This is a genomic window from Streptomyces sp. NPDC030165 (assembly GCF_055573595.1).
On sequence record NZ_JBVIBD010000001.1, the window covers coordinates 341,834 to 363,441 of the forward strand.

Annotated in this window: 18 protein-coding genes; 3 read left to right on the top strand and 15 right to left on the bottom strand. The window is 71.0% G+C overall.

Going from position 1 to position 21,608, the window contains the following annotated elements:
* Positions 1 to 11: 11 nt before the first annotated feature.
* Positions 12 to 1,241: a DUF349 domain-containing protein gene (locus ACZ4Z1_RS01520; RefSeq protein WP_468484545.1), complete on the top strand. Its 1,230-nt coding sequence runs from the start codon at positions 12 to 14 to the stop codon at positions 1,239 to 1,241.
* A gap of 59 nt (positions 1,242 to 1,300) precedes the next feature.
* Here the strand turns inward: ACZ4Z1_RS01520 and ACZ4Z1_RS01525 are convergent, their stop codons facing one another.
* The 15 genes from ACZ4Z1_RS01525 to pgsA all read right to left on the bottom strand — a co-directional run bounded on the left by ACZ4Z1_RS01525 (position 1,301) and on the right by pgsA (position 17,245).
* Positions 1,301 to 3,805, bottom strand: coding sequence for a RelA/SpoT family protein (locus tag ACZ4Z1_RS01525; protein WP_468484546.1), 2,505 nt, complete (start codon positions 3,803 to 3,805; stop codon positions 1,301 to 1,303).
* Between the two features lie 218 nt (positions 3,806 to 4,023).
* Entirely contained in the window at positions 4,024 to 4,572 is a 549-nt protein-coding gene (locus ACZ4Z1_RS01530; RefSeq protein ID WP_468484547.1) for an adenine phosphoribosyltransferase, read from the bottom strand.
* A complete protein-coding gene (gene secF, locus ACZ4Z1_RS01535; RefSeq protein WP_468484548.1) occupies positions 4,569 to 5,717 on the bottom strand; it encodes a protein translocase subunit SecF in 1,149 nt (382 codons plus the stop codon). The genes ACZ4Z1_RS01530 and secF overlap by 4 nt, the downstream gene beginning before the upstream one ends.
* A gap of 1 nt (position 5,718) precedes the next feature.
* The gene (secD, locus tag ACZ4Z1_RS01540) at positions 5,719 to 7,491 is read right to left on the bottom strand and encodes a protein translocase subunit SecD (RefSeq protein ID WP_468484549.1); all 1,773 of its coding nucleotides are present in this window, start codon (positions 7,489 to 7,491) and stop codon (positions 5,719 to 5,721) included.
* A 149-nt stretch (positions 7,492 to 7,640) separates the two neighbouring features.
* Positions 7,641 to 8,189 carry a preprotein translocase subunit YajC gene (gene yajC / locus ACZ4Z1_RS01545; protein ID WP_468484550.1) on the bottom strand — a complete coding sequence of 183 codons (549 nt, stop codon included), beginning with the start codon at positions 8,187 to 8,189 and terminating at the stop codon, positions 7,641 to 7,643.
* Between the two features lie 162 nt (positions 8,190 to 8,351).
* Positions 8,352 to 9,452: a Holliday junction branch migration DNA helicase RuvB gene (ruvB, locus tag ACZ4Z1_RS01550; RefSeq protein ID WP_468484850.1), complete on the bottom strand. Its 1,101-nt coding sequence runs from the start codon at positions 9,450 to 9,452 to the stop codon at positions 8,352 to 8,354.
* Between the two features lie 121 nt (positions 9,453 to 9,573).
* Positions 9,574 to 10,194 (bottom strand): Holliday junction branch migration protein RuvA, encoded by a 621-nt coding sequence (ruvA, locus tag ACZ4Z1_RS01555; RefSeq protein ID WP_468484551.1) that lies wholly within the window; start codon positions 10,192 to 10,194, stop codon positions 9,574 to 9,576.
* Positions 10,191 to 10,814, bottom strand: coding sequence for a crossover junction endodeoxyribonuclease RuvC (gene ruvC / locus ACZ4Z1_RS01560; RefSeq protein ID WP_468484552.1), 624 nt, complete (start codon positions 10,812 to 10,814; stop codon positions 10,191 to 10,193). Before ruvC ends, ruvA begins: the two co-directional genes overlap by 4 nt.
* A 148-nt stretch (positions 10,815 to 10,962) precedes the next feature.
* The gene (locus ACZ4Z1_RS01565) at positions 10,963 to 11,715 is read right to left on the bottom strand and encodes a YebC/PmpR family DNA-binding transcriptional regulator (RefSeq protein ID WP_365842120.1); all 753 of its coding nucleotides are present in this window, start codon (positions 11,713 to 11,715) and stop codon (positions 10,963 to 10,965) included.
* A gap of 104 nt (positions 11,716 to 11,819) precedes the next feature.
* Positions 11,820 to 12,407, bottom strand: coding sequence for a pyridoxal 5'-phosphate synthase glutaminase subunit PdxT (pdxT, locus tag ACZ4Z1_RS01570; protein ID WP_468484553.1), 588 nt, complete (start codon positions 12,405 to 12,407; stop codon positions 11,820 to 11,822).
* A gap of 46 nt (positions 12,408 to 12,453) precedes the next feature.
* Positions 12,454 to 13,383 carry a pyridoxal 5'-phosphate synthase lyase subunit PdxS gene (gene pdxS / locus ACZ4Z1_RS01575; RefSeq protein ID WP_468484554.1) on the bottom strand — a complete coding sequence of 310 codons (930 nt, stop codon included), beginning with the start codon at positions 13,381 to 13,383 and terminating at the stop codon, positions 12,454 to 12,456.
* Positions 13,384 to 13,514: 131 nt separating this feature from the next.
* Positions 13,515 to 14,060 (bottom strand): hypothetical protein, encoded by a 546-nt coding sequence (locus ACZ4Z1_RS01580; RefSeq protein WP_468484555.1) that lies wholly within the window; start codon positions 14,058 to 14,060, stop codon positions 13,515 to 13,517.
* A 346-nt stretch (positions 14,061 to 14,406) separates the two neighbouring features.
* Positions 14,407 to 15,567, bottom strand: a complete 1,161-nt coding sequence (locus ACZ4Z1_RS01585; protein ID WP_468484556.1) for a glycosyltransferase family 4 protein — start codon at positions 15,565 to 15,567, stop codon at positions 14,407 to 14,409.
* Positions 15,564 to 16,535 carry a phosphatidylinositol mannoside acyltransferase gene (locus tag ACZ4Z1_RS01590; RefSeq protein ID WP_468484557.1) on the bottom strand — a complete coding sequence of 324 codons (972 nt, stop codon included), beginning with the start codon at positions 16,533 to 16,535 and terminating at the stop codon, positions 15,564 to 15,566. The genes ACZ4Z1_RS01585 and ACZ4Z1_RS01590 overlap by 4 nt, the downstream gene beginning before the upstream one ends.
* Positions 16,532 to 17,245, bottom strand: coding sequence for a phosphatidylinositol phosphate synthase (gene pgsA / locus ACZ4Z1_RS01595; protein ID WP_468484558.1), 714 nt, complete (start codon positions 17,243 to 17,245; stop codon positions 16,532 to 16,534). The genes ACZ4Z1_RS01590 and pgsA overlap by 4 nt, the downstream gene beginning before the upstream one ends.
* 219 nt (positions 17,246 to 17,464) lie before the next feature.
* Here pgsA and ACZ4Z1_RS01600 point away from each other — a divergent pair, with 219 nt between their 5' ends.
* Positions 17,465 to 19,663 carry an elongation factor G-like protein EF-G2 gene (locus tag ACZ4Z1_RS01600; protein ID WP_468484559.1) on the top strand — a complete coding sequence of 733 codons (2,199 nt, stop codon included), beginning with the start codon at positions 17,465 to 17,467 and terminating at the stop codon, positions 19,661 to 19,663.
* Positions 19,664 to 19,797: 134 nt separating this feature from the next.
* Positions 19,798 to 21,468: a hypothetical protein gene (locus tag ACZ4Z1_RS01605; protein WP_468484560.1), complete on the top strand. Its 1,671-nt coding sequence runs from the start codon at positions 19,798 to 19,800 to the stop codon at positions 21,466 to 21,468.
* The last annotated feature ends 140 nt before the right edge of the window (positions 21,469 to 21,608 follow it).

Here is a 21,608-nt window from a genome sequence, read left to right on the forward strand (position 1 = left end):
GAGGAGGCGCTGTGAGCAGCGACCCATGGGGCCGCGTCGACGAGACGGGGACCGTGTACGTGCGTACCGCCGACGGCGAGAAGGTCGTCGGATCGTGGCAGGCGGGAACCCCCGAAGAGGCCCTCGCCTACTTCGAGCGCAAGTATGAGGGCCTGGTCGTCGAGATCGGCCTCCTCGAACGGCGGGTCAGGACCACCGACCTGTCGGCCAAGGACGCGACGGCCGCGATCGACCACCTGCGCCAGCAGATCGACGAGCACCACGCGGTGGGCGACCTGGAGGCGCTGCGCAAGCGGCTGGACCAGCTCGTCACCGATGTCGAGGCGCGCCGCGAGGAGCGCAAGGCGCAGAAGGCCCGGCAGAGCGACGAGGCCCGGCAGGCCAAGGAGAAGCTGGTCGCCGAGGCCGAGGAGCTGGCGGCCAGCGAGCAGTGGCGGGCGGCCGGCGAGCGGCTGCGGGCCCTGGTGGACACCTGGAAGGGCCTGCCGCGGCTGGACCGCAAGGCGGACGACGAACTGTGGCACCGCTTCTCGCACGCCCGCTCGGCGTTCTCCAAGCGGCGCAAGGCGCACTTCGCGTCGTTGGACGCCCAGCGCGAGGAGGCCCGTAAGACCAAGGAGCGGCTGGTCGCCGAGGCCGAGGCGCTGTCCGACTCGACGGACTGGGGGCCCACCGCGGCCCGCTACCGCGAGCTGATGGCCGACTGGAAGGCCGCGGGCCGCGCCCAGCGCGAGCACGAGGACGACCTGTGGAACCGCTTCCGCGGCGCTCAGGACGTCTTCTTCCAGGCGCGCAGCGAGGTGTTCGCGGAGCGCGACGCCGAGCAGCGGGAGAACCTGACGCGCAAGGAGGAGCTGGTCGCCGAGGCGGAGAAGCTGCTGCCGGTCTCGGACCTGAAGGCGGCACGGGCCGCGTTCCGTTCGATCAACGAGCGGTGGGAGGCCATCGGGCACGTACCGCGGGACGCCCGCCCGAAGATCGAGGGCCGGATGCACGCGGTCGAGCGCGCCATCCAGGAGTCCGAGGAGGCCGAGTGGCGCCGTACGAACCCGGAGGCGCGGGCGCGCGCGGCGGGTCTGACCGGGCAGCTCCAGGACGCGGTCGACAAGCTCCAGAAGCAGATCGACGCGGCCCGCGCGGCGGGCAACGACGCCAAGGCGGACAAGCTCGGGCGCGAGCTGGAGGGCCGGCAGGCGCTGCTGGACCAGGCGCTGAAGGGGCTTGAGGAGTTCGGCGGCTGACAGCCGCATGACGAGGGCCCCGGTACGGATGTCCGTACCGGGGCCCTCGTTTGTGATCGTTACGGCCGCCGGGCCGACGTGACCCGGTACACGTCGTACACGCCCTCCACGCTCCGTACCGCCTTCAGGACGTGCCCGAGATGCTTCGGGTCGCCCATCTCGAAGGTGAAGCGGGAGGTCGCCACCCGGTCGCGGGAGGTCTGGACGGCCGCGGACAGGATGTTGACGTGCTGGTCGGAGAGGATGCGCGTGACGTCCGACAGCAGCCGGGACCGGTCCAGCGCCTCGACCTGGATGGCGACCAGGAAGACCGAGGACTGGGTGGGTGCCCACTCGACGTCCAGGATCCGCTCCGGCTGCTTGGACAGCGAGTCGACGTTGACGCAGTCGGCGCGGTGCACCGAGACGCCGTTGCCGCGGGTGACGAAGCCGATGATCGGGTCGCCCGGCACCGGCGTACAGCAGCGCGCCAGCTTCACCCACACGTCGTCGACGCCCTTGACCACCACGCCCGGGTCGGCACTGGAGCGCCGTTTGGAGCGCGGCCGGATCGGCGTCGACTCGGCGATGTCCTCGGTCGCCTCGTCCTGCCCGCCGAGCGCCTGGACCAGCTTCTGCACGACGCTCTGCGCCGTGACGTGGCCCTCGCCGATGGCGGCGTACAGGGACGAGATGTCCGGGTAGCGCATTTCGTGCGCGAGGGTGACCAGCGAGTCGCCGGTGAGGATGCGCTGGATCGGCAGGTTCTGTTTGCGCATCGCGCGGGCGATGGCGTCCTTGCCCTGCTCGATGGCCTCGTCGCGGCGCTCCTTGGAGAACCACGCGCGGATCTTGTTGCGGGCCCGCGGCGACTTCACGAAGCCCAGCCAGTCGCGGGAGGGGCCGGCGCCGGGCGCCTTGGAGGTGAAGACCTCCACGAGGTCGCCGTTGTCGAGGGTCGATTCGAGCGGTACGAGCCGTCCGTTGACGCGGGCGCCTATGGTCCGGTGGCCGACCTCGGTGTGGACCGCGTATGCGAAGTCCACGGGAGTGGCACCGGCCGGCAGCGCTATCACGTCACCCTTCGGCGTGAAGACGAAGACCTCGTTGCGGGACAGGTCGAAGCGCAGCGACTCCAGGAACTCGCCCGGGTCCTCGGTCTCCTTCTGCCAGTCCAGCAGCTGGCGCAGCCACGCCATGTCGTTGACCGTGTCCTGGCCGTCGGCCTTGTTCTTCGGTACGTCCGTGCGCACCTTGGACGCCCCGGCCACGGCCTCCTGCTTGTACTTCCAGTGCGCGGCGATGCCGTACTCCGCGCGCCGGTGCATGTCGAACGTACGGATCTGCAGCTCGACGGGCTTGCCGCTGGGACCGATCACGGTCGTGTGCAGCGACTGGTACATGTTGAACTTGGGCATCGCGATGTAGTCCTTGAACCGCCCCGGGACCGGGTTCCACCGGGCGTGGACGGTGCCGAGCGCCGCGTAGCAGTCGCGGACGGTGTCGACGAGGACGCGGATGCCCACCAGGTCGTAGATCTCGGCGAAGTCGCGGCCCCGCACGATCATCTTCTGGTAGACGCTGTAGTAGTGCTTGGGCCGGCCGGTGACGGTGGCCTTGATGCGGGCCGCGCGCAGGTCGGCCTGGACCTCGTCGGTCACTATGGCCAGGTACTCGTCGCGCTTGGGGGCGCGTTCGGCGACGAGCCGCACGATCTCGTCGTACATCTTGGGGTAGAGGATCGCGAAGGCGAGGTCCTCCAGCTCCCACTTGATGGTGTTCATGCCCAGGCGGTGCGCCAGCGGAGCGTAGATCTCCAGCGTCTCGCGGGCCTTCTTCTCCTGTTTCTCGCGCTTGAGGTAGCGCATCGTGCGCATGTTGTGCAGCCGGTCGGCGAGCTTGATGACCAGGACGCGCGGGTCCTTGGCCATCGCGACGACCATCTTGCGCACGGTCTCGGCCTGCGCGGCCTCACCGAACTTGACCTTGTCCAGCTTGGTGACACCGTCGACGAGCAGCGCGACCTGGTCGCCGAAGTCGCGGCGCAGGGTGTCCAGGCCGTACTCGGTGTCCTCGACGGTGTCGTGCAGCAGGCCCGCCATCAAGGTGGCCGGGTCCATGCCCAGCTCGGCGAGGATCGTGGTGACCGCGAGGGGGTGGGTGATGTACGGGTCGCCGCTCTTGCGCTTCTGGCCGCGGTGCCAGCGCTCGGCGACCTGGTAGGCACGCTCGACCTGCCGCAGGGTGGCAGCCTCGATCTTCGGGTCGTTGCTGCGCACGATCCGCAGCAGCGGTTCCAGGACCGGGTTGTACGGGCTCTGCCGCTGCACGCCCAGGCGCGCGAGGCGGGCCCGTACCCGGTTGGAGGAACCGGTACGGCCGGTGTAGACGGGCGGCGTGGGCTTGGCGGCCGGTACAGGGGAGGCGGCGGGCCGGACGGCGGGCGGCTGGGACTTGGGCACGCCGGTGCCCTCGCTCTTGTTCTGCGCACCCGAGGCAGCGCCGGGGCCGGGCTGGTCCGGGTGGGCGGACTGCGGCGCCCCCGGGCGGAGTCCGGGAGAAAGCGGCTGGGCCTCGTCTGGCAAGAGCACTCCTCAAAGGGGGTCCGGACCACAAGACCACGAACGGGTCGGGCTGCCATGGTATCGACCTCGGCGCTCCGGCTCTTCCGCGGCCGCCAGTCCGTACATGACAGCAAAAGGGCATCCGGGTTTGTTCCGGATGCCCTTTTGCTCGTTTTTTGCGGAATTTCGTGTGTACGGGTGCGGTGCGGCCACCGCCGTACGCACGCTCCACAGGCCCGTCAGACCGTGATCAGCGACTCCAGCGGAGCACCCTTCAGGCCCGGCTCCAGCCGCTGCCGCCCGGCCAGGAAACCCAGCTCCAGCAGGACCGCGACGCCCGCTACCTCGGCCCCGGCCCGCCGGATCAGCTGGAGCGACGCCTCGGCCGTACCGCCTGTGGCCAGCACGTCGTCGATCACCAGCACCCGGTCGCCGGGCGCGACGGCGTCCGCGTGTATCTCGATCTCGGCCGCGCCGTACTCCAGGTCGTACGCCTGGCGGAGCGTCGCACCGGGCAGCTTGCCCGCCTTGCGTACGGGGACGAACCCGATACCGGCCCGTACGGCCACCGGAGCGGCCAGGATGAACCCGCGCGCCTCCAGGCCCACGACCTTGTCGGCCTCGTACCGCTCGCACAGGGCCACGAACGCGTCGGTCAGCGCACCGAAGGCGGCCGGGTCCGCCAGCAGCGGCGTGATGTCCTTGAACACCACGCCCGGCTTCGGGTGGTCCGGCACGTCCGCGATCCGGCTGAGCAGCAGCTCCCGCAGGCCGTCGGGGGCGCTCATCGGCGCTTGCCCGACGGGCGGCCGCGGCCGCGGCTGCGGGACGCGGGCTGGCTGCGCCGGCCGGCCAGGCTGCCGGCCGCGGCCGGGTCCTCGTCGCCCTCCGCGTCCTGCGGCACGGTCCCGTCCCCGGCGTCCTGCCCGCTCTCCTGCTGCTCCGGCCCGTCGGCCTTGGCGGCGGCCGCGGCACGCTTCGCGCGCACCCGCTTGGCCAGCGCCTTCATCGCCGGGTCGCGCTCCTTGAAGTCGGCGACCAGCGGGGTCGCGATGAAGATCGAGGAGTACGCACCGGCCGCGAGACCGACGAACAGGGCGAGCGAGATGTCGTTGAGCATCCCGGCGCCGAGCACACCGCCACCCACGAAGAGCAGGCCGGCGACCGGCAGCAGCGCCACGACCGTGGTGTTGATGGAGCGCACCAGGGTCGAGTTGATGCTGCGGTTGGCCAGCTCACTGTAGGTGAAGCGGGTCTGCTTCCCGATGTCCTTCGAGGTCTCCTTGAGGCTGTCGAAGACCACGACGGTGTCGTAGAGGGAGTAACCGAGGATCGTCAGCAGACCGATGACGGTGCCCGGGGTGACCTCGAAGCCGACCAGCGCGTACACGCCGACCGTGATCGTGAGGTCGTGGATCAGGGCGATCAGGGCCGCCAGCGCCATTCTCCACTCGAAGGCGATGGCGAGGTAGATCACCACGAGGATCATGAAGATCCCCAGGCCCAGCCAGGCCTTGTTGGCGATCTCCTCACCCCAGCTGGGGCCGACGAGCTGGGTGTTGATGTCCTTGACCGGGACGTTCAGGTCCTTGGCCAGGGCCTCCTGCACCGGCACCGACTGCTGGGTGTCCAGCTCGCTGATCTGGATGCGCAGGCTGCCGTTGCCGAGCTTCTGGACGGTGGCCTGGTGGCCCTCCGCCGCGGCCTCGGCCTTGTGCTCCGCCTCCGTCGCCGAGACGCTCGTCTTGGGAGTGGTGAAGACCGCGCCGCCGGAGAACTCGATGCCCATGTTCAGGCCGCGCACCGCCAGGCCGACGATGGCCGTGATGGTGATCAGGATCGAGATGCCGTACCAGATCTTCCGCTTGCCGATGAAGTCGTAACCGACCTCACCGCGGTAGAGCCGGGCGCCGATGTTGCCGAGCTTCGACATCTCACGCCTCCTTCGTCTCGATGGGGGCGGTGGTGCGACGGCGGCGCAGCGGCGGCTTGGCGCCCAGGCGCTTGGGGTCCAGACCGGACCACGGGTGGCCGTCGGCGAAGAACTTGCGCCGGGCCAGCAGCGTCATCAGCGGCTTGGTGAAGAAGAAGACCACCACGACGTCCAGGAGGGTCGTCAGGCCCAGCGTGAACGCGAAGCCCTTGACCTTGCCGACGGTGACGATGAACAGCACGAACGCGGCCAGGAACGACACGAAGTCGGAGACCAGGATCGTGCGCCGGGCGCGCGGCCAGCCGCGTTCGACGGCCGGGCGCAGCGTGCGGCCCTCGCGGATCTCGTCCCGGATGCGCTCGAAGTAGACGATGAAGGAGTCGGCCGTGATGCCGATGGCGACGATGGCGCCGCAGACGGCCGGCAGGTTCAGCGCGAAGCCGATGGCCGGGCCCAGCAACGTCATGATCGTGTACGTGAGGACCGCGGAGACCCCGAGACTGGCCAGCGCGACCAGCGCCAGGCCCCGGTAGTACGCGACCAGGTAGACGACGACCAGCACGAGGCCGATGGCGCCCGCGATCAGGCCCGCCTGGAGCTGCTCGCCACCGAGCGCCGCGGTGACCGTGGTCTCGTCGGCGATCTTGAAGGAGAGCGGCAGGGCACCGTAGGACAGCATGTTCGCCAGGTCCTCGGCGGTCTGCTGGGTGAAGCCGCCGGAGATGGTGGCGCTGCCGCCGTTGAGCTGCTGGCTGACCCGCGGGTCGGAGACGACCGCGCCGTCCAGCACGATCGCGAACTGGTTCTGCGGCTGGGTCTTGGCAGCCAGCTTGCCGGTGATGTCGGCGAACTTCTTGCCGCCGGCGCCGGTGAAGTCCATCTGGACGATCCAGCCCTGGCCCTGCTGGCTGTCGAAGACCGCGGAGGCGTCCTTGACGTCGGTGCCCTCGACCCCGACCGGGCCCAGCACGTACTTCTGCGAACCGTCGTCCTTGCAGGCCACGACCGGGTCGCTCGGCTTGGTGCCGGCGGCCTTCTCGCCGGCCGTGGCGCGCGACTGCTTGGTCGAGCAGTCCAGGTCGGCGAGCTGCTTCTGCAGGGCCGCCGGGATCTCGTCGGCGCCGGTGGAGGGCTGCGGGGTGTCGCTCGGCTCGGGCGTGCTGCTGCCGGAGGCCTTCGGCGGGTCGGACGGGCCCTTCTTGAGGGCGCTGGTCACGGCGCGGCCCTGGGTGGTGGAGCTCGCGGACGGCTTCGCGGAGGACTTGTCGTCCTTCTTGCCGTCGTCCTTCCCGTCCTTCTTGCCGTCGTCGCCCTTGCCGCTCGCGGAGGGGCTGGGGCTCGGGCTGGCGGGCGGCGTCTTCGTACCGGCGGTGGTGGTCAGCACCGGCCGGAAGCCGAGCTGAGCGGTGGTACCGACCTGCTGACGGGCCTGCTTCGCGTCCGTCCCCTTGGGGATGTTGACGACGATGTGGTTGGTGCCCTGGGTCTGGACCTCGGCCTCGGACACACCGAGACCGTTGACCCGCCGCTCCATGATGCCCGCGGCGGTGTTCATGTTGGTCTCGTTGATCGCGTTGGGCTTGCCGGGCTGGTTACGAGCCTCCAGCGTGAAGCTCGTACCGCCCGCGAGGTCGATGCCCAGCCGGGGCGTCGAGGTCCCGGAGATGAACATACCGCCGACCAGCGCCACCATGGCGATCACGATCAGGACCAGGGTACGCCCCGGCCTTCCCTGGCCCCCAGGGGACCTGCGGCCCTTTTTCGGTGCTGCCACCTTCTCGTATCTCCCTGTCCAACCGCCCGGCTCGGTGCCTGCCGAGCGGCCACGAAGTGTAGTGGGGACGTGCCCCCGCCGGAGCCTAAACCGTCCCGGAACCGCGGTGCACCGTTCGAAGGGTGCTCCGCGGTTCCGTCGGGGCGGGGCTACTTCGCGTCGGCGCCGCCGTCCTTCTTCTCGGCCTGGTCGGCCTGGGCGCCGCTCTTGGCGCCGTCGGCGGCCTCGGCACCGGCCGCGTCCCCGGCCTTCCCGGCGTCCTGGGCGTCGGCGGCGGGCTCGCTCTTGGCAAGGTCGGTCTTCGGCGACTTGTCCAGGTTCGCGGGCTTGTCGCCGGCGTCGGCCTTGTCGTCCGCGGCCGGGGTGCCGGTCAGCGAGGACGCGTCGTCGGGGACGACCGCGTCGGTCTTGCCCTCGGCGCCGTCGAGGATGCGGTTGTACTCCTCGTCCGCGAGGACCGCGCCGACCGCGTTCTTGGCGTAGAGGGCGTGCACGCCGGGGGCAACCTCGAGGAGGACGGTGTCGTCGTGGATCTCCTTGACGGTGGCGTACATGCCCCCAATCGTCCGGATGCCGGTGCCGGGCTGCATCTCATCGCGCATCTGCGCGGCCGCCTGCTGCTTCTTCTTGGCGGACCGGGTCATCAGGAACATGGCCCCGATGAGGACGATGAAGGGGAGGAGAGTCACGATACTCACGGGACGGAAATCCTTCGCACGACCGCACGTCCGCGGTCTGATATACGGGGGTGGATATGCCAGACCATACGGTCGGCATCGGCGGAGTCTAAGCGAGTCCGCACCGGTGGAACAACGCCCAGCATGGCACCGCAGTTCCTGACCGGGCGAGTCCCCGCGCCGTCACGTCCCGAAGAGGCCCTGCTGTCCGGTTCCCCCTGCCTGCTGCTGGGGCGGCGTCAGACCCATGTGCGTCCAGGCGGCGGGGGTGGCGATCCGGCCACGGGGGGTACGGGCGAGCAGGCCCTCGCGTACCAGGAACGGCTCGGCGACCTCCTCGACCGTCTCACGCTCCTCCCCCACGGCCACCGCCAGGGTGGACAGGCCCACCGGGCCACCGCCGAACAGCTTGAGCAGCGCGGTGAGGACCGCGCGGTCCAGGCGGTCCAGGCCGCGGCCGTCGACCTCGTACACGTCCAGGGCCTGCGAGGCGATCTCCTGAGTGATCACGCCGTCCGCCTTGACCTGCGCGTAGTCACGGACGCGGCGCAGCAGGCGGTTGGCGATGCGCGGAGTGCCGCGGGAACGCCCGGCGATCTCCGCGGCGCCCTCGGCCTCTATGTGCACGTCGAGCAGCCCGGCGGAGCGGTGGATGACACGTTCCAGTTCGCCGGGGGCGTAGAACTCCATATGGCCGGTGAAGCCGAAACGGTCGCGCAGCGGCGGGGGCAGCAGACCGGCCCGGGTGGTGGCGCCGACCAGGGTGAAGGGCGGCAGCTCCAGGGGGATGGCGGTGGCTCCGGGGCCCTTGCCGACGATCACGTCGACGCGGAAGTCCTCCATGGCCATGTAGAGCATCTCCTCGGCGGGCCGGGACATCCGGTGGATCTCGTCGAGGAAGAGCACCTCGCCCTCCTGGAGGGAGGACAGGATGGCGGCCAGGTCGCCGGCGTGCTGGATGGCGGGGCCCGAGGTGATCCGGATCGGGGCGCCCATCTCGGCGGCGATGATCATGGAGAGGGTGGTCTTGCCCAGGCCCGGGGCGCCGGAGAGCAGGACGTGGTCGGCGGTCGCGCCCCGGGCACGGGCCGCGCGCAGGACCAGGTCGAGCTGCTCGCGCACCCGCTCCTGGCCCACGAACTCCTCCAGGTCCTTGGGGCGCAGCGCGGCCTCGACCGCGGTGTCCTCGCCGTCCGCATCGGCCCCCACCAGCCGGTCGGGCCCCTCGGCCGTACCGCCCTGGAGCGGGCCGGCCGCGGTCTCGGTGGGCTCGTCCCAGTTCACTGCGTCCTGCCTCACGTGGTCGTACCGGCCCGGCGGGCCGGCTTCGCGTCGCGCTTCTTACGGGGGTGGTCGGTCGTACGGGCCCGGGCCGCCGGGCCGCCGTCCGCGCGTCGCACCGGGCTCATCGGGCCCGGTTCAGCGTCTGGAGGGCCGCCTTGAGCAGCTGCGACACCTGCGGCGTACCGCCCTCGGCGACGGCCGCCTCGGCCTGCGGCGCGACGGCGGACACCGCCTCGTCGGCCTCCCGGGTCGCATACCCGAGACCGATCAGCGCGGCGTGCAGCTGATCGCTCCAGCCGGCCGTCACGGCGCTGCCGACGCCCGCGCCGCCCCTGCCGACCGGGGCGCCGAGCCGGTCCTTCAGCTCCAGCAGCAGCTTCTGGGCACCCTTCTTGCCGATGCCGGGCACGGCCGTCAGCGTCTTCTCGTCACCGTTGGCGACGGCGAGCCGCAGCGTGTCCGGGGAGTGCACCGCCAGCATCGCCTGGGCCAGGCGCGGGCCCACCCCGCTGGCGGTCTGGAGGAGTTCGAACGTCTGGCGCTCGTCGTCGTCGGCGAAGCCGTACAGGGTGAGCGAGTCCTCCCGTACGACGAGGGAGGTCGCCAGCTTGGCCTGCTGGCCGACGCGCAGCCCGGACAGGGTGCCCGGGGTGCACTGCACGGCCATGCCGATGCCGCCGACCTCCACGACGGCGGTGTCCGGGGCCAGGGCCGCGACCGGGCCGGAGACGAAGGCGATCATCGGGTGCCCTTCTGGGGTGCCTCGGAGCGCGGTCCGAGAGCGCGTGCGGGGGTGCGTCGGGTGGGGGCGGGCGCCGGGCGGGCGCGGGCGGCGGCCTGCGCCTGCTGGAGCCGGTTGACGGCGTGCGCCTGCTGGAGGCGGTTGACGGCGGGGGCGCGCCAGATGTGGCAGATGGCCAGCGCCAGCGCGTCCGCCGCGTCGGCCGGCTTGGGCGGGGCGTCCAGCCGCAGCAGCCGGGTGACCATCGCGCCGACCTGTGCCTTGTCGGCGCGGCCCGAACCCGTCACGGCGGCCTTGACCTCGCTGGGGGTGTGCAGCGCCACGGGCAGTCCGCGGCGCGCCGCGCACAGCATGGCGACCGCGCTGGCCTGGGCGGTGCCCATGACCGTACGGACGTTGTGCTGGCTGAAGACGCGCTCGACGGCGACGCAGTCGGGCCGCTGCTCGTCGAGCCACTCGTCGATGCCGCGCTCGATGAGCACCAGGCGGTGCGCGATGTCCGCGTCGGCGGGCGTGCGGACGACACCGACGCCGGCCATCGTGAGCGGGCGGCCCGCGACGCCGTCGACCACGCCGACACCGCAGCGCGTCAGCCCCGGGTCCACGCCCAGCACTTTCATCGCCGCTCCCCCACTCTCCCCTTGGTCCAGCACGTTCGCCGCGGGCCTCGACCCGCTGATCAGCACAGTATCCGCTGCCACTGACAACGCAGGACGGGCCGGCGGGGTGTGTCCCCGCCGGCCCGTCGCCGCCGCAGCTGACCGCCCGTCAGGCGTCGACCTTCGCCATGACCTCGTCGGACACGTCGAAGTTGGCGAAGACGTTCTGCACGTCGTCGCTGTCCTCCAGCGCGTCGATCAGCTTGAAGATCTTGCGGGCGCCCTCTTCCTCCAGCTCGACCTGCATGGTCGGCACGAAGTTGGTGTCCGCCGAGTCGTAGTCGATGCCCTCCTTCTGGAGAGCGGTGCGGACCGCGACCAGGTCGGTGGCCTCACTGAGCACCTCGAAGGACTCACCGAGGTCGTTGACCTCCTCGGCGCCCGCGTCCAGGACCGCGCCGAGCACGTCGTCCTCGGTCAGCTCACCCTTGGGGACGATCACCACGCCCTTGCGGTTGAACAGGTACGAGACCGAGCCCGGGTCGGCCATCGAGCCGCCGTTGCGGGTCATGGCGACACGGACGTCCGAGGCGGCGCGGTTGCGGTTGTCGGTCAGGCACTCGATGAGCACCGCGACACCGTTGGGGCCGTACCCCTCGTACATGATCGTCTCGTAGTCGGCGCCGCCGGCCTCCAGGCCCGCGCCGCGCTTGACCGCGCTGTCGATGTTCTTGTTCGGCACCGAGCTCTTCTTCGCCTTCTGGATGGCGTCGAAGAGGGTCGGGTTGCCATCGGGGTCGGCGCCGCCGGTGCGGGCCGCGACCTCGATGTTCTTGATCAGCTTCGCGAAGAGCTTGCCGCGCTTGGCGTCGATCACGGCCTTCTTGTGCTTCGTCGTAGCCCATTTAGAGTGGCCGGACATCCGCCTGTCTCCTTCGCGTAACCAGGTTGAGAAACGAACGCCACAGATCCTACCGGGACGGGATCAGGCCACCGCACACACGGCGGCCGACCCGCGGCGGACCCTCAGACGGCGCGCACCATGTCCACGAAACAGGCGTGCACCCGGTGGTCGCCGGTGAGCTCCGGATGGAAGGACGTGGCAAGGACGTTACCCTGCCGGACCGCCACCGTGTGCCCGTCGTACGACGCCAGTACCTCGACGGCGGCGCCCGTCGACTCCACCCAGGGCGCCCGGATGAACACACCCTGGACAGGCCCGCCCTCGACCCCGGCCATCACGACCGCCGCCTCGAAGGACTCGTTCTGCCGCCCGAAGGCGTTACGGCGCACGATCATGTCGATGCCGCCCAGCGTCTCCTGGTCGGCGCGGCCGTCCAGCAGCTTGTCGGCCAGCATGATCATGCCCGCGCAGGTGCCGTACACCGGCTTGCCGGAGCGCACGAACGCGCGCAGCGGCTCCAGCATGCCGAAGGCGACCGCCAGCTTGGACATGGTCGTGGACTCACCGCCCGGTATGACCAGGCCGTCGACGCCGTCCAGCTCCTCGGGCCGGCGCACCGGCCTGGCCAGGGCGTCCGCCGTGGCCAGCGCCGTCAGATGCTCGCGTACGTCGCCCTGGAGGGCCAGCACGCCGATGGTGGGTGTCGTCATCCGTCCGTCGTTCTCCCGCTCGCCGTTCCCGCGTCCGTCCGCCCGCTCACCAGCCGCGGTTGGCGTAGCGCTCCGCCTCGGGGAGGGTGTCGCAGTTGATGCCGACCATGGCCTCACCCAGGTTGCGCGACACGTCCGCGACGACCTTCGGGTCGTCGTAGAACGTGGTGGCCTTGACGATGGCGGCGGCGCGCTTCGCCGGATCGCCGGACTTGAAGATGCCGGAGCCGACGAAGACACCCTCGGCACCGAGCTGGCGCATCAGCGCGGCGTCGGCCGGAGTGGCCACACCGCCGGCGGAGAACAGCACGACCGGCAGCTTGCCCAGCTCCGCGACCTCCTTGACCAGCTCGAACGGGGCGCGCAGCTCCTTGGCGGCGGCGTACAGCTCGTTGTTGTCACAGCCGCGCAGCTTGGCGATCTCACCCTTGATCTGACGCAGGTGGCGCACCGCCTCCACGACGTTGCCGGTACCGGCCTCGCCCTTGGAACGGATCATGGCCGCGCCCTCGGCGATCCGGCGCAGCGCCTCGCCCAGGTTGGTCGCGCCGCACACGAACGGGGTGGTGAACGCCCACTTGTCGGAGTGGTTGACCTCATCGGCCGGAGTGAGGACCTCGGACTCGTCGATGTAGTCGACGCCGAGCGACTGCAGCACCTGCGCCTCGACGAAGTGGCCGATCCGGGACTTGGCCATGACCGGGATGGAGACCGCGTCGATGATCCCGTCGATCATGTCCGGGTCGGACATCCGGGCCACGCCGCCGTCCTTGCGGATGTCCGCGGGGACCCGCTCCAGGGCCATGACCGCGACCGCGCCGGCATCCTCGGCGATCTTCGCTTCCTCCGGCGTGACGACATCCATGATCACGCCGCCCTTGAGCTGCTCGGCCATGCCGCGCTTGACGCGGGCGGTACCGGTCTCGGGGTTCCCGGCGGGAGCGGTGGCAGACGTGGCGTTCGGCGTGCTGGACACGGTATGACCTCACTAAGTGCGGGCGGATGGACTCCGCCGCCCACACAACCGTTCGCCCCGGTCCACTGAAAAGGGCCAATCGCAAGGCAGTGGCTCGTCAGCGGCACCGACGGCGGCCGGCGGACGCCCTCTCAACGCCCGGCGGCACGGTCGTCGAGCACGGCCGGCGGCTCGTCATCCATCTCGAACGCCATCGGGAACGGCGCGTGCCCCGCCAGCCGGAACCAGCGCACCACCCGGTGGCGGCGTACGGCACGGGCCGCCCGTACGGAGTCGTTGTGAAACCGCCGTGCCATCGGCACCCGGCGCACCGCCGCCGTCAGCTCACTGACCGTTTGCTCCCCGCCGGGCGCCTCCCGTACGGCCGCGAGCTGCCCCTCGCCGTCGAACACCGCGCGCAAGGCCTGGCTCAGCCCGCTCTCCGCGACTTCCCGCTGCTCCTCGGCCGCCTGCCGGGCCTCGTGCGCCACCTCGTAGAGCACGATCGACGCCGCCGGATCCAAAATGCCGGACGTCCCCAGCTCCTGCGCCACCGAGGCCCGCCGCAACAACTGCGCGTCCAGCGCCGCACGCGCCGCGTCGATACGGGCGTGCAGACGGTCCAGCCGCCCCGCGGTCCAGCTCAGATAGACACCGATGACGACGAGGACCGCCGCGATCCAGATGAAAGTGGTCACGCCGGGCCACAGTACCGGCCACCGGGCTCTCCCCCGCGGGCGGAACCCACTCCCACGGGAACCACCCCGCACTCAGCACAGCCGTCGCGGCCCGTCGGTCCCGCGGTAGACCGCTCCCTGGCCGGACTGGGGTGCGTGTTTTGCGCTGTCTGTCCGGTGGGGGGCTCGGGGCCACACAGGGGTCCCCCCGGCCGGAGGCTGGGGGAGAGTTGGCCCCCTACGCACCCCCGCCCCCCAGAACCAACCAATGCGATCCGCGCGACAGCGCAAAACCCCGCGCGAAGCGCGAAACCCCAGCCACCCACCGACACCAGGTCACCCCGAAAACCCGCGCGCGCAGCGCGCATCAGTCCCGAGCCAACCCCCACCGCCCCCACAACCCCGTCCGCTCATCCGTAGCCACCATCGCCGCCCCCGCGGTAACCGTCTCGTACACAGCCAGAATGTCGGCCCCCACCGTCGACCAGTCGAACCGCCGCACATGCCGACTGCCACGCTCCCGCAGCTCAGCAAGGCGCGCAGGATCGTCCAAGAGCCGTACGGCCGCAGCGGCGAGCGCCTCCGCGTCCTCGTTGGCGAACAGTTCGCCCGCCTCTCCCTGGTCCAGGACCTGGGCGAACGCGTCGAGGTCGCTGGCGAGCACCGGCGCCCCCGCCGACATCGCTTCGACGAGGATGATGCCGAACGACTCGCCGCCGGTGTTGGGCGCCACGTACAGGTCGACGCTGCGTAGCAGGCGCGCCTTGTCCTCGTCGCTGACCATGCCGAGGAACTCCACTCGCGACCGGAGGTCGGCGGGCAGGTCCGCGACGGCTTCCTCCTCGTCGCCGCGGCCCGCGACCAGCAGTCGGGCGTCGGGAATCGCGGCGAGGATCTTCGGCAGGGCGCGCATCAGGACGGGCAGGCCCTTGCGGGGTTCGTCGATGCGTCCGATGAAGCCGATGGTGCGGCCCTGCCACTCTTCCTTCGGCGTGGCTTTGGCGAAGAAGTCCACGTCGACGCCGTTGGGGATGACGACCGCGTCGCCGCCGAGGTGTTCGACCAGGGTGCGCCGCGCGTATTCGCTGACCGCGATCCGCGCGCTGATCTTCTCCAGCGCGGGCTGCAGGATCGGGTATGCGGCGACCATGACGCGGGAGCGTGGGTTGGAGGTGTGGAAGGTCGCGACGATCGGGCCCTGCGCGGCCCAGCAGGCGAGCAGTCCGACCGACGGGGTGCCGGGTTCGTGGATGTGGATGACGTCGAAGGCGCCGTCGTGGAGCCAGCGGCGGACGCGGGCCGCGGACAGGAAGCCGAAGTTGAGCCGGGCGACCGAACCGTTGTAGGGCACGGGGACGGCGCGTCCGGCGGAGACGACGTACGGCGGCAGTGGTGTCTCGTCGTCCGCCGGGGCGAGTACGGACACCTCGTGGCCGAGCCGGATGAGGTGCTCGGCGAGGTCTCGGACGTGGAACTGGACGCCGCCCGGGACGTCCCAGGAGTAGGGGCAGACGATACCGATCCTCAAGACCGCTCCGTCCGCCGGGCGCCGCCGCGCGACGCCTGCGCGTCAGCCCGCGCAGCGGGCTCGCGGGGCTCCAGGTCTCCCAGCCATAGCCGTTGCAGCATGTGCCAGTCCTCCGGGTGGTCGGCGATGCCGGAGGCGAAGGCGTCGGCCATCTCCTGCGTCATCGTGGCGGCCTTCTCGGCGCGGGTGCCGGTCTGCGGTACCTCGATCTCCGGGTGCACCCGCCCGCGCATGACGGGGCTCTCGTCGTACCACAGGGTGACCGGCAGGAGCATCGCCCCGGTCTGCACCGCGAGCATCGCGGGCCCGGCCGGCATCTTCGCGGCCTCGCCGAAGAATTTCACCTCGATGCCGGAGGCGGACAGGTCCCGGTCGGCGACGAGGCAGACCAGGCCGCCGGCCCGGAGCCGCCGGGCGAGGATGCCGAAGGCGGCGCCGCCGGTGTGGGGCAGCACTTCCATGCCCAGTCCCTCGCGGTAGGCGACGAACCGGTCGTAGAGCGTCTCGGGCTTGAGGCGTTCGGCGACGGTGGTGAAGGGTACGCCGAGCTCGGTGGTGACCCAGGCGCCCGCGAGGTCGTAGTTGCCCATGTGCGGCAGGGCGAGGATGACGCCGCGGCCGCTCTTGAGGCCTTCTTCCAGGTGGTGCACGTCTGCCGGTGCGAAGCCGCCTTTTATCCGGTCCTTGCTCCAGGCGGGCAGCCGGAAGGATTCCATCCAGTAGCGCAGGTAGGAGCGCATTCCGGCCCGGGACAGCTGGGCGAGGCGCTGTGGTGTGGCGTCCGGGACGACGCGCGCGAGGTTGGCCTCCAGGCGCAGGACGCCTTTGCCGCGCCGTTTCCAGACGGCGTCGGCGATTTGTCGGCCGAGTGCCTTCGCGGCCGGTTCGGGCAGTTTTTTCACCGCGCTCCAGCCCAGGGCGTACGCCCTGTCGGTCAGCTGTTCGCGGTCGATGGTCGGGCGCTTCACGCGCTGTTCCCCCCTTGTGCGACGGCGTCGGCCTCGGCGGATTCCCGGCGTACGGTCACCACGCGCTGGGCGAGGGTGACGGTGCTGCCGACGGCGACCACCCACAGGGCGACCGGCAGCAGGTACTGCACGCCGGGGACGCCGAAGGCGTGCAGTCCGGCGAGGCCGGCGGCGACCAGCGTGATGACGAGCCGCTCGGCCCGTTCCACCAGTCCGTTGACGTTCACCGGCAGTCCGATGCTCTCGCCCCTGGCCTTGGTGTACGAGACCACCTGCCCGCTGGCCAGGCAGAAGATTGCCACCGCGCAGAGCCAGAGGCTGTCGCCGGCGCCCGCGTACCAGAGCGCCAGTCCGCCGAAGATCGCGGAGTCGGCGACCCGGTCGAGGGTGGAGTCGAGGAAGGCTCCCCAGCGGCTGGACCGGCCGAGTTGCCGGGCCATGTTGCCGTCCACCAGGTCCGAGAACACGAACAGCGTGATGACGATGGTGCCCCAGAAGAACTCGCCGAGCGGGAAGAAGACCAGGGCGCCCGCCACCACACCCCCTGTGCCGACGAGGGTGACCGCGTCCGGGCTGATCCCGAGGCGGATGAGCAGGGCGGCGAATGGCGTGAGGACACGCGTGAAGAATGCACGCGCGTACGTGTTCAGCATGGCCTTCCCGGAGGTCGATACGGGCCGCGCGGTCAATGGGGCCACCGGCTGGCCCATCGTAGCCAGGCGGCCCCCGCGTACCGCGAACGCACCACGGCCCGGGGCACGACCTGTGACCGGCCAAGACGTCGGCGCAGGAGCCGTCACGCCGTCGCGGGTCCGCGGGCCTGGGCGTGCCGCAAGATCCCTGATCGTCCCTTGTGCGATGTATGGACGTGCCATGACCAGGGTGGAAAGCTCGAACCACCGCAAAGTGTCGACCGGGAGGCGAGACACATGGGCGAGAAGACGAGGACACATCCGGGAGCCGCCGGCAGGGCGACATCGGCCGACCAGCCCACGTCCCTGAGGAATGTGGTGCTGGTCGGCCACAGTGGTGCGGGGAAGACGACGCTGGTGGAGGCGCTCGCGCTGGCGACCGGGGCGGTCAACCGGGCGGGCCGGGTCGAGGACGGCGGCTGCCTGTCGGACTACGACGAGATCGAACACCGGCAGCAGCGGTCGGTGCAGCTGTCCCTGGTTCCTGTCGACTGGGGCGGAATCAAGATCAACGTACTGGACACACCGGGGTACGCCGACTTCGTCGGAGAGCTGAGGGCCGGTCTGCGGGCAGCGGACGCGGCCCTCTTCGTCGTTTCGGCCGCGGACGGCGTGGACGGCGCGACCCGTATGGTCTGGGACGAGTGTGCCGCGGTCCGGATGCCGCGCGCGCTGGTCGTCACGCATCTGGAGGCGGCGCGCGCCGATTTCGACCAGATGACGCGGCTGTGCGGCGCCACTCTGGGCGGTGACGACCCCGACGCCGTACTCCCCCTGTATCTGCCGTTGTACGGCGAGGCGGGCGCCGACGGCCATGCGCCGGTGCACGGTCTGATCGGTCTGCTCACCCAGCGGGTCTTCGACTATTCCTCCGGCGAACGTGTGGAGCGCGCGCCGGAGCCCGACGAGCTGCCGCTGATCGAGGAGGCCCGCAACCGGCTCATCGAGGGCATCATCGCCGAAAGCGAGGACGAGTCCCTGATGGACCGCTATCTCGCCGGCGAGGACATCGACGTGAAAACGCTCATCGGTGACCTGGAGACGGCGGTCGCGCGCGGCACCTTCCACCCCGTGCTGGCCGCGGCGCCGGCCGCCGAGGGCGCCCGGCAGGGCCTGGGCACCGTCGAACTGCTGGACCTGATCGCCCGCGGCTTCCCCACCCCCGCCGAACGCGAGGCCCCCGCCGTCACCACCCCCGACGGCAAACCGCGCCCCGCGCTGACCTGTGACCCGGCGGGCCCGCTGGTCGCGGAGGTGGTCAAGACCTCCTCCGACCCCTATGTCGGCCGGCTCTCGCTGGTGCGGGTCTTCTCCGGCACCCTGCGCCCGGACGAGACGGTGCACGTCTCCGGGCACGGCCTGGAGGACCGCGGCCACGAGGACCACGACGTGGACGAGCGGATCGGCGCCCTGTCCGCCCCGTTCGGCAAGACCCAGCGCTCGCTGTCCAAGGCGATCGCCGGCGATCTGGCCTGTGTGGCGAAGCTGACCCGCGCCGAGACCGGTGACACCCTGTCCGACAAGGACGCGCCGCTCCTGATGGAGCCGTGGACCATGCCGGACCCGCTGCTGCCGGTCGCCATCCAGGCGCACAGCAAGGCCGACGAGGACAAGCTCTCCCAGGGGCTGTCCCGCCTCGTCGCCGAGGACCCGACGATGCGCCTGGAGCACAACCAGGGCACCCACCAGGTCGTGCTGTGGTGCCTGGGCGAGGCGCACGTCGACGTGGCGCTGGAGCGGCTGCGGTCCCGGTACGGCGTGCAGGTCGACACCGTGCCGTACAAGGTCTCGCTGCGGGAGACCTTCGGGGGCAGGGCGGCGGGCCGCGGGCGGCACGTGAAGCAGTCCGGCGGGCACGGCCAGTACGCGATCTGTGAGATCGAGGTGGATCCGCTGCCCGGCGGCAGCGGCATCGAGTTCGTCGACAAGGTCGTGGGCGGCGCGGTGCCGCGGCAGTTCATCCCGTCCGTCGAGAAGGGCGTACGGGCGCAGGCGGCGCGCGGTGTCGCGGCCGGGTATCCGCTGGTCGACGTCCGGGTCACGCTGCTGGACGGCAAGGCCCACTCGGTGGACTCCTCCGACGCCGCGTTCCAGACGGCCGGCGCCCTGGCGCTGCGCGAGGCCGCGGGTGACGCCCGTATCCATCTGCTGGAGCCGGTGGCCGAGGTGACCGTGCTGGTTCCGGACGATTTCGTCGGCGCGGTGATGAGCGACCTGTCCGGGCGGCGTGGCCGCGTGGTGGGCACCGAGCAGGCCGGGCACGGGCGCACTCTGGTCCGGACCGAGGTGCCAGAGATCGAGATCAGCCGGTACGCCGTGGACCTGCGCTCCCTCTCGCACGGCACCGGGCGCTTCCACCGCTCCTATTCGCGGCACGAGCCGATGCCTGCGCAGCTCGCCGCGAAACTCCGTGAGCAGGAGGAGAACGGCTCCTGATCCGCCGGCCGTCGCCGGCCGTCCACCTCGGCGCTCCCGGGGTGGACGGCGGCGGTACGCTGTGATCGCAGCTCAGAAGGTGTGCGACGGACGGTAGTTGGGAAGAAGGCCGCAGCAGCGGATGCGGGCGGGCGATGGGGGCGGCAGTGGCAGCAGACGGCTTCGACTTCAGTCCCGGGGCGCAGGTCCCGCTGTCCGGCGGCGCCGGACAGACCGCGGCCACCCAGGCGTTGGCCTCGGCCGCGTACCGGGACAATCCGCTCGCCGACATCTCCAAGGCCGACTCCTCCTCGGCGAAGTCGACCATCAAACCGCCCAAACTCTCCCTGTTCGAGCCGAATCTGGGGGAGGCGTTCTCCCGCGCGCTGCAACTGCGGATGCTCGGTGGCGCCCGTGGCGCGCTGATCCAGTCGTTCGGCATCGAACCGCAGACGGTCGTCGAGCACTGTCTGGCCGCCAGCCGCATCCGCAAGATCCGCGACGTGAAGCTGACCGTCCTGATGCTGTGTTTCGGGCTGCTCTTCCTGCCCGGCGTGCTGCTGTGGCTGGGTGCCTTCCAGCTCAAGAAGCTGCTCGCGAGGGCGCAGGGCACCGGCACCTCGGCACTCGGTGTGGCACTGCTGCTCGCCGTCGGCGCCATCGCGGTGCTCTTCCTGGTCAAGCTGCCGTTCACCGGCTTCTGGTCGGTGTATCTGCGTGCCATGGTGGTGGTGCCGGTGATCGGCTGGTGGTGGGCGAAGCGGATCAGTGAGTCCACCGCCAAGGATCTGCGGGAGGCCTGGAAGGGCCTGCTCGAAGGCGGCGGTGTGGGTGCCAAGATCCCCGAGGCGGTGCCCAGGGACCCGAACGAGACCGCCGCCGAACAGATGCGCCAGAGCCTGGCCAAGCTCACCGCCGAGCAGCAGAGCAACGTCGCCTTCTACGCGGGCCCCAACGGCATACTCGGCATGGGCACCCGCTGGGGCAGCTGGCAGATGGCCGAGGAGCTGCGGCCCGCCGCGGAGGGCGGCGAGATCAACCCGTTCCGCAGCTACGACGTGATCCGCGTCATCCACGACCGGCTGCGCCTGCTGGAGCGCAGCCCGCTGCACACCGGCGGTTTCAAGGACGCCCCTTCCGTACGCCACTGGGTCGTGGTACCGGTCGGCGAGAAGGCCGGATCCGTCTCCCGCCCGGAGGGCACCGAGGTGGAGGCGTTCCAGGTGCGCCAGCACGAGATAGAGCGGATCTGCAACGAGCAGCAGTTCGGCAGCGGCAGCCGGCACTACCTGGGTGTGCAGTTCGTGCTGTGGGACGGCCAGCTGGTGATAACCCTGCTGATCACGGTCACCGTGCTGCACGAGACGCTGCGCGTGGAAGTGACCGGCCACGCGCTGGGCCCGGTGAACCCGCTGTTCACCTCCAAGCCCGCGCCGAAGAGCAAGAGCGTCTCCAAGACGGTGAAGTTCTGGGAGACCAAGTCCGTGAGCCTGCCGCTGGTCGACGCGAGCGAGGTGGTTCGGCTCGCCGCGCGCGCCCCGCTGACGTGGTTCCCCGGCTTCCTGGAGTTCCTCGGCGGGAAGCTGACGCTGCCGGAGCCGTTCGGCCTGCGGCACGCCTGGGCCGACAAGCCGTGGCGGCACCGCTTCATGGCCGATGACGCGCTGCGCGCGGCGACCCCGGTGCTGCGCGTGGTGCACTCCGCCGCCCTGAGCGTGCTCAAGGAGAACGGCGTGGACATTTCGCGCTTCGACAGCCGCTCGCTGGTGCTCAGCGGCCAGGTGCAGGCGGCGGAGCCGCGGAAGGCCGACGAGTACAACGCGTAGCCGCTGGTCGCGGCGGGGAGGGCCGGAGCCCCTGGCCGGCCGGGCCTCGGTTCCACCGGGCCTGCCTTGTGCCGGGCCTGCCTTGTGCCGGGCCTGCCTTGTGCCGGGCCTGGTGACCTTCGCCAGGCCCGGCGAGGCCT

Excerpts from the sequence above, each read along its gene's own strand:
- pdxT (WP_468484553.1), bottom strand. The coding sequence starts at position 12,407 with ATGACGACACCCACCATCGGCGTGCTGGCCCTCCAGGGCGACGTACGC.
- secF (WP_468484548.1), bottom strand. The coding sequence starts at position 5,717 with ATGTCGAAGCTCGGCAACATCGGCGCCCGGCTCTACCGCGGTGAGGTC.
- pgsA (WP_468484558.1), bottom strand. The coding sequence starts at position 17,245 with ATGGGCCAGCCGGTGGCCCCATTGACCGCGCGGCCCGTATCGACCTCC.
- ACZ4Z1_RS01565 (WP_365842120.1), bottom strand. The coding sequence starts at position 11,715 with ATGTCCGGCCACTCTAAATGGGCTACGACGAAGCACAAGAAGGCCGTG.
- ACZ4Z1_RS01605 (WP_468484560.1), top strand. The coding sequence starts at position 19,798 with ATGGGGGCGGCAGTGGCAGCAGACGGCTTCGACTTCAGTCCCGGGGCG.
- ACZ4Z1_RS01530 (WP_468484547.1), bottom strand. The coding sequence starts at position 4,572 with ATGAGCGCCCCCGACGGCCTGCGGGAGCTGCTGCTCAGCCGGATCGCG.
- ACZ4Z1_RS01600 (WP_468484559.1), top strand. The coding sequence starts at position 17,465 with ATGGGCGAGAAGACGAGGACACATCCGGGAGCCGCCGGCAGGGCGACA.
- ruvA (WP_468484551.1), bottom strand. The coding sequence starts at position 10,194 with ATGATCGCCTTCGTCTCCGGCCCGGTCGCGGCCCTGGCCCCGGACACC.
- ruvC (WP_468484552.1), bottom strand. The coding sequence starts at position 10,814 with ATGAAAGTGCTGGGCGTGGACCCGGGGCTGACGCGCTGCGGTGTCGGC.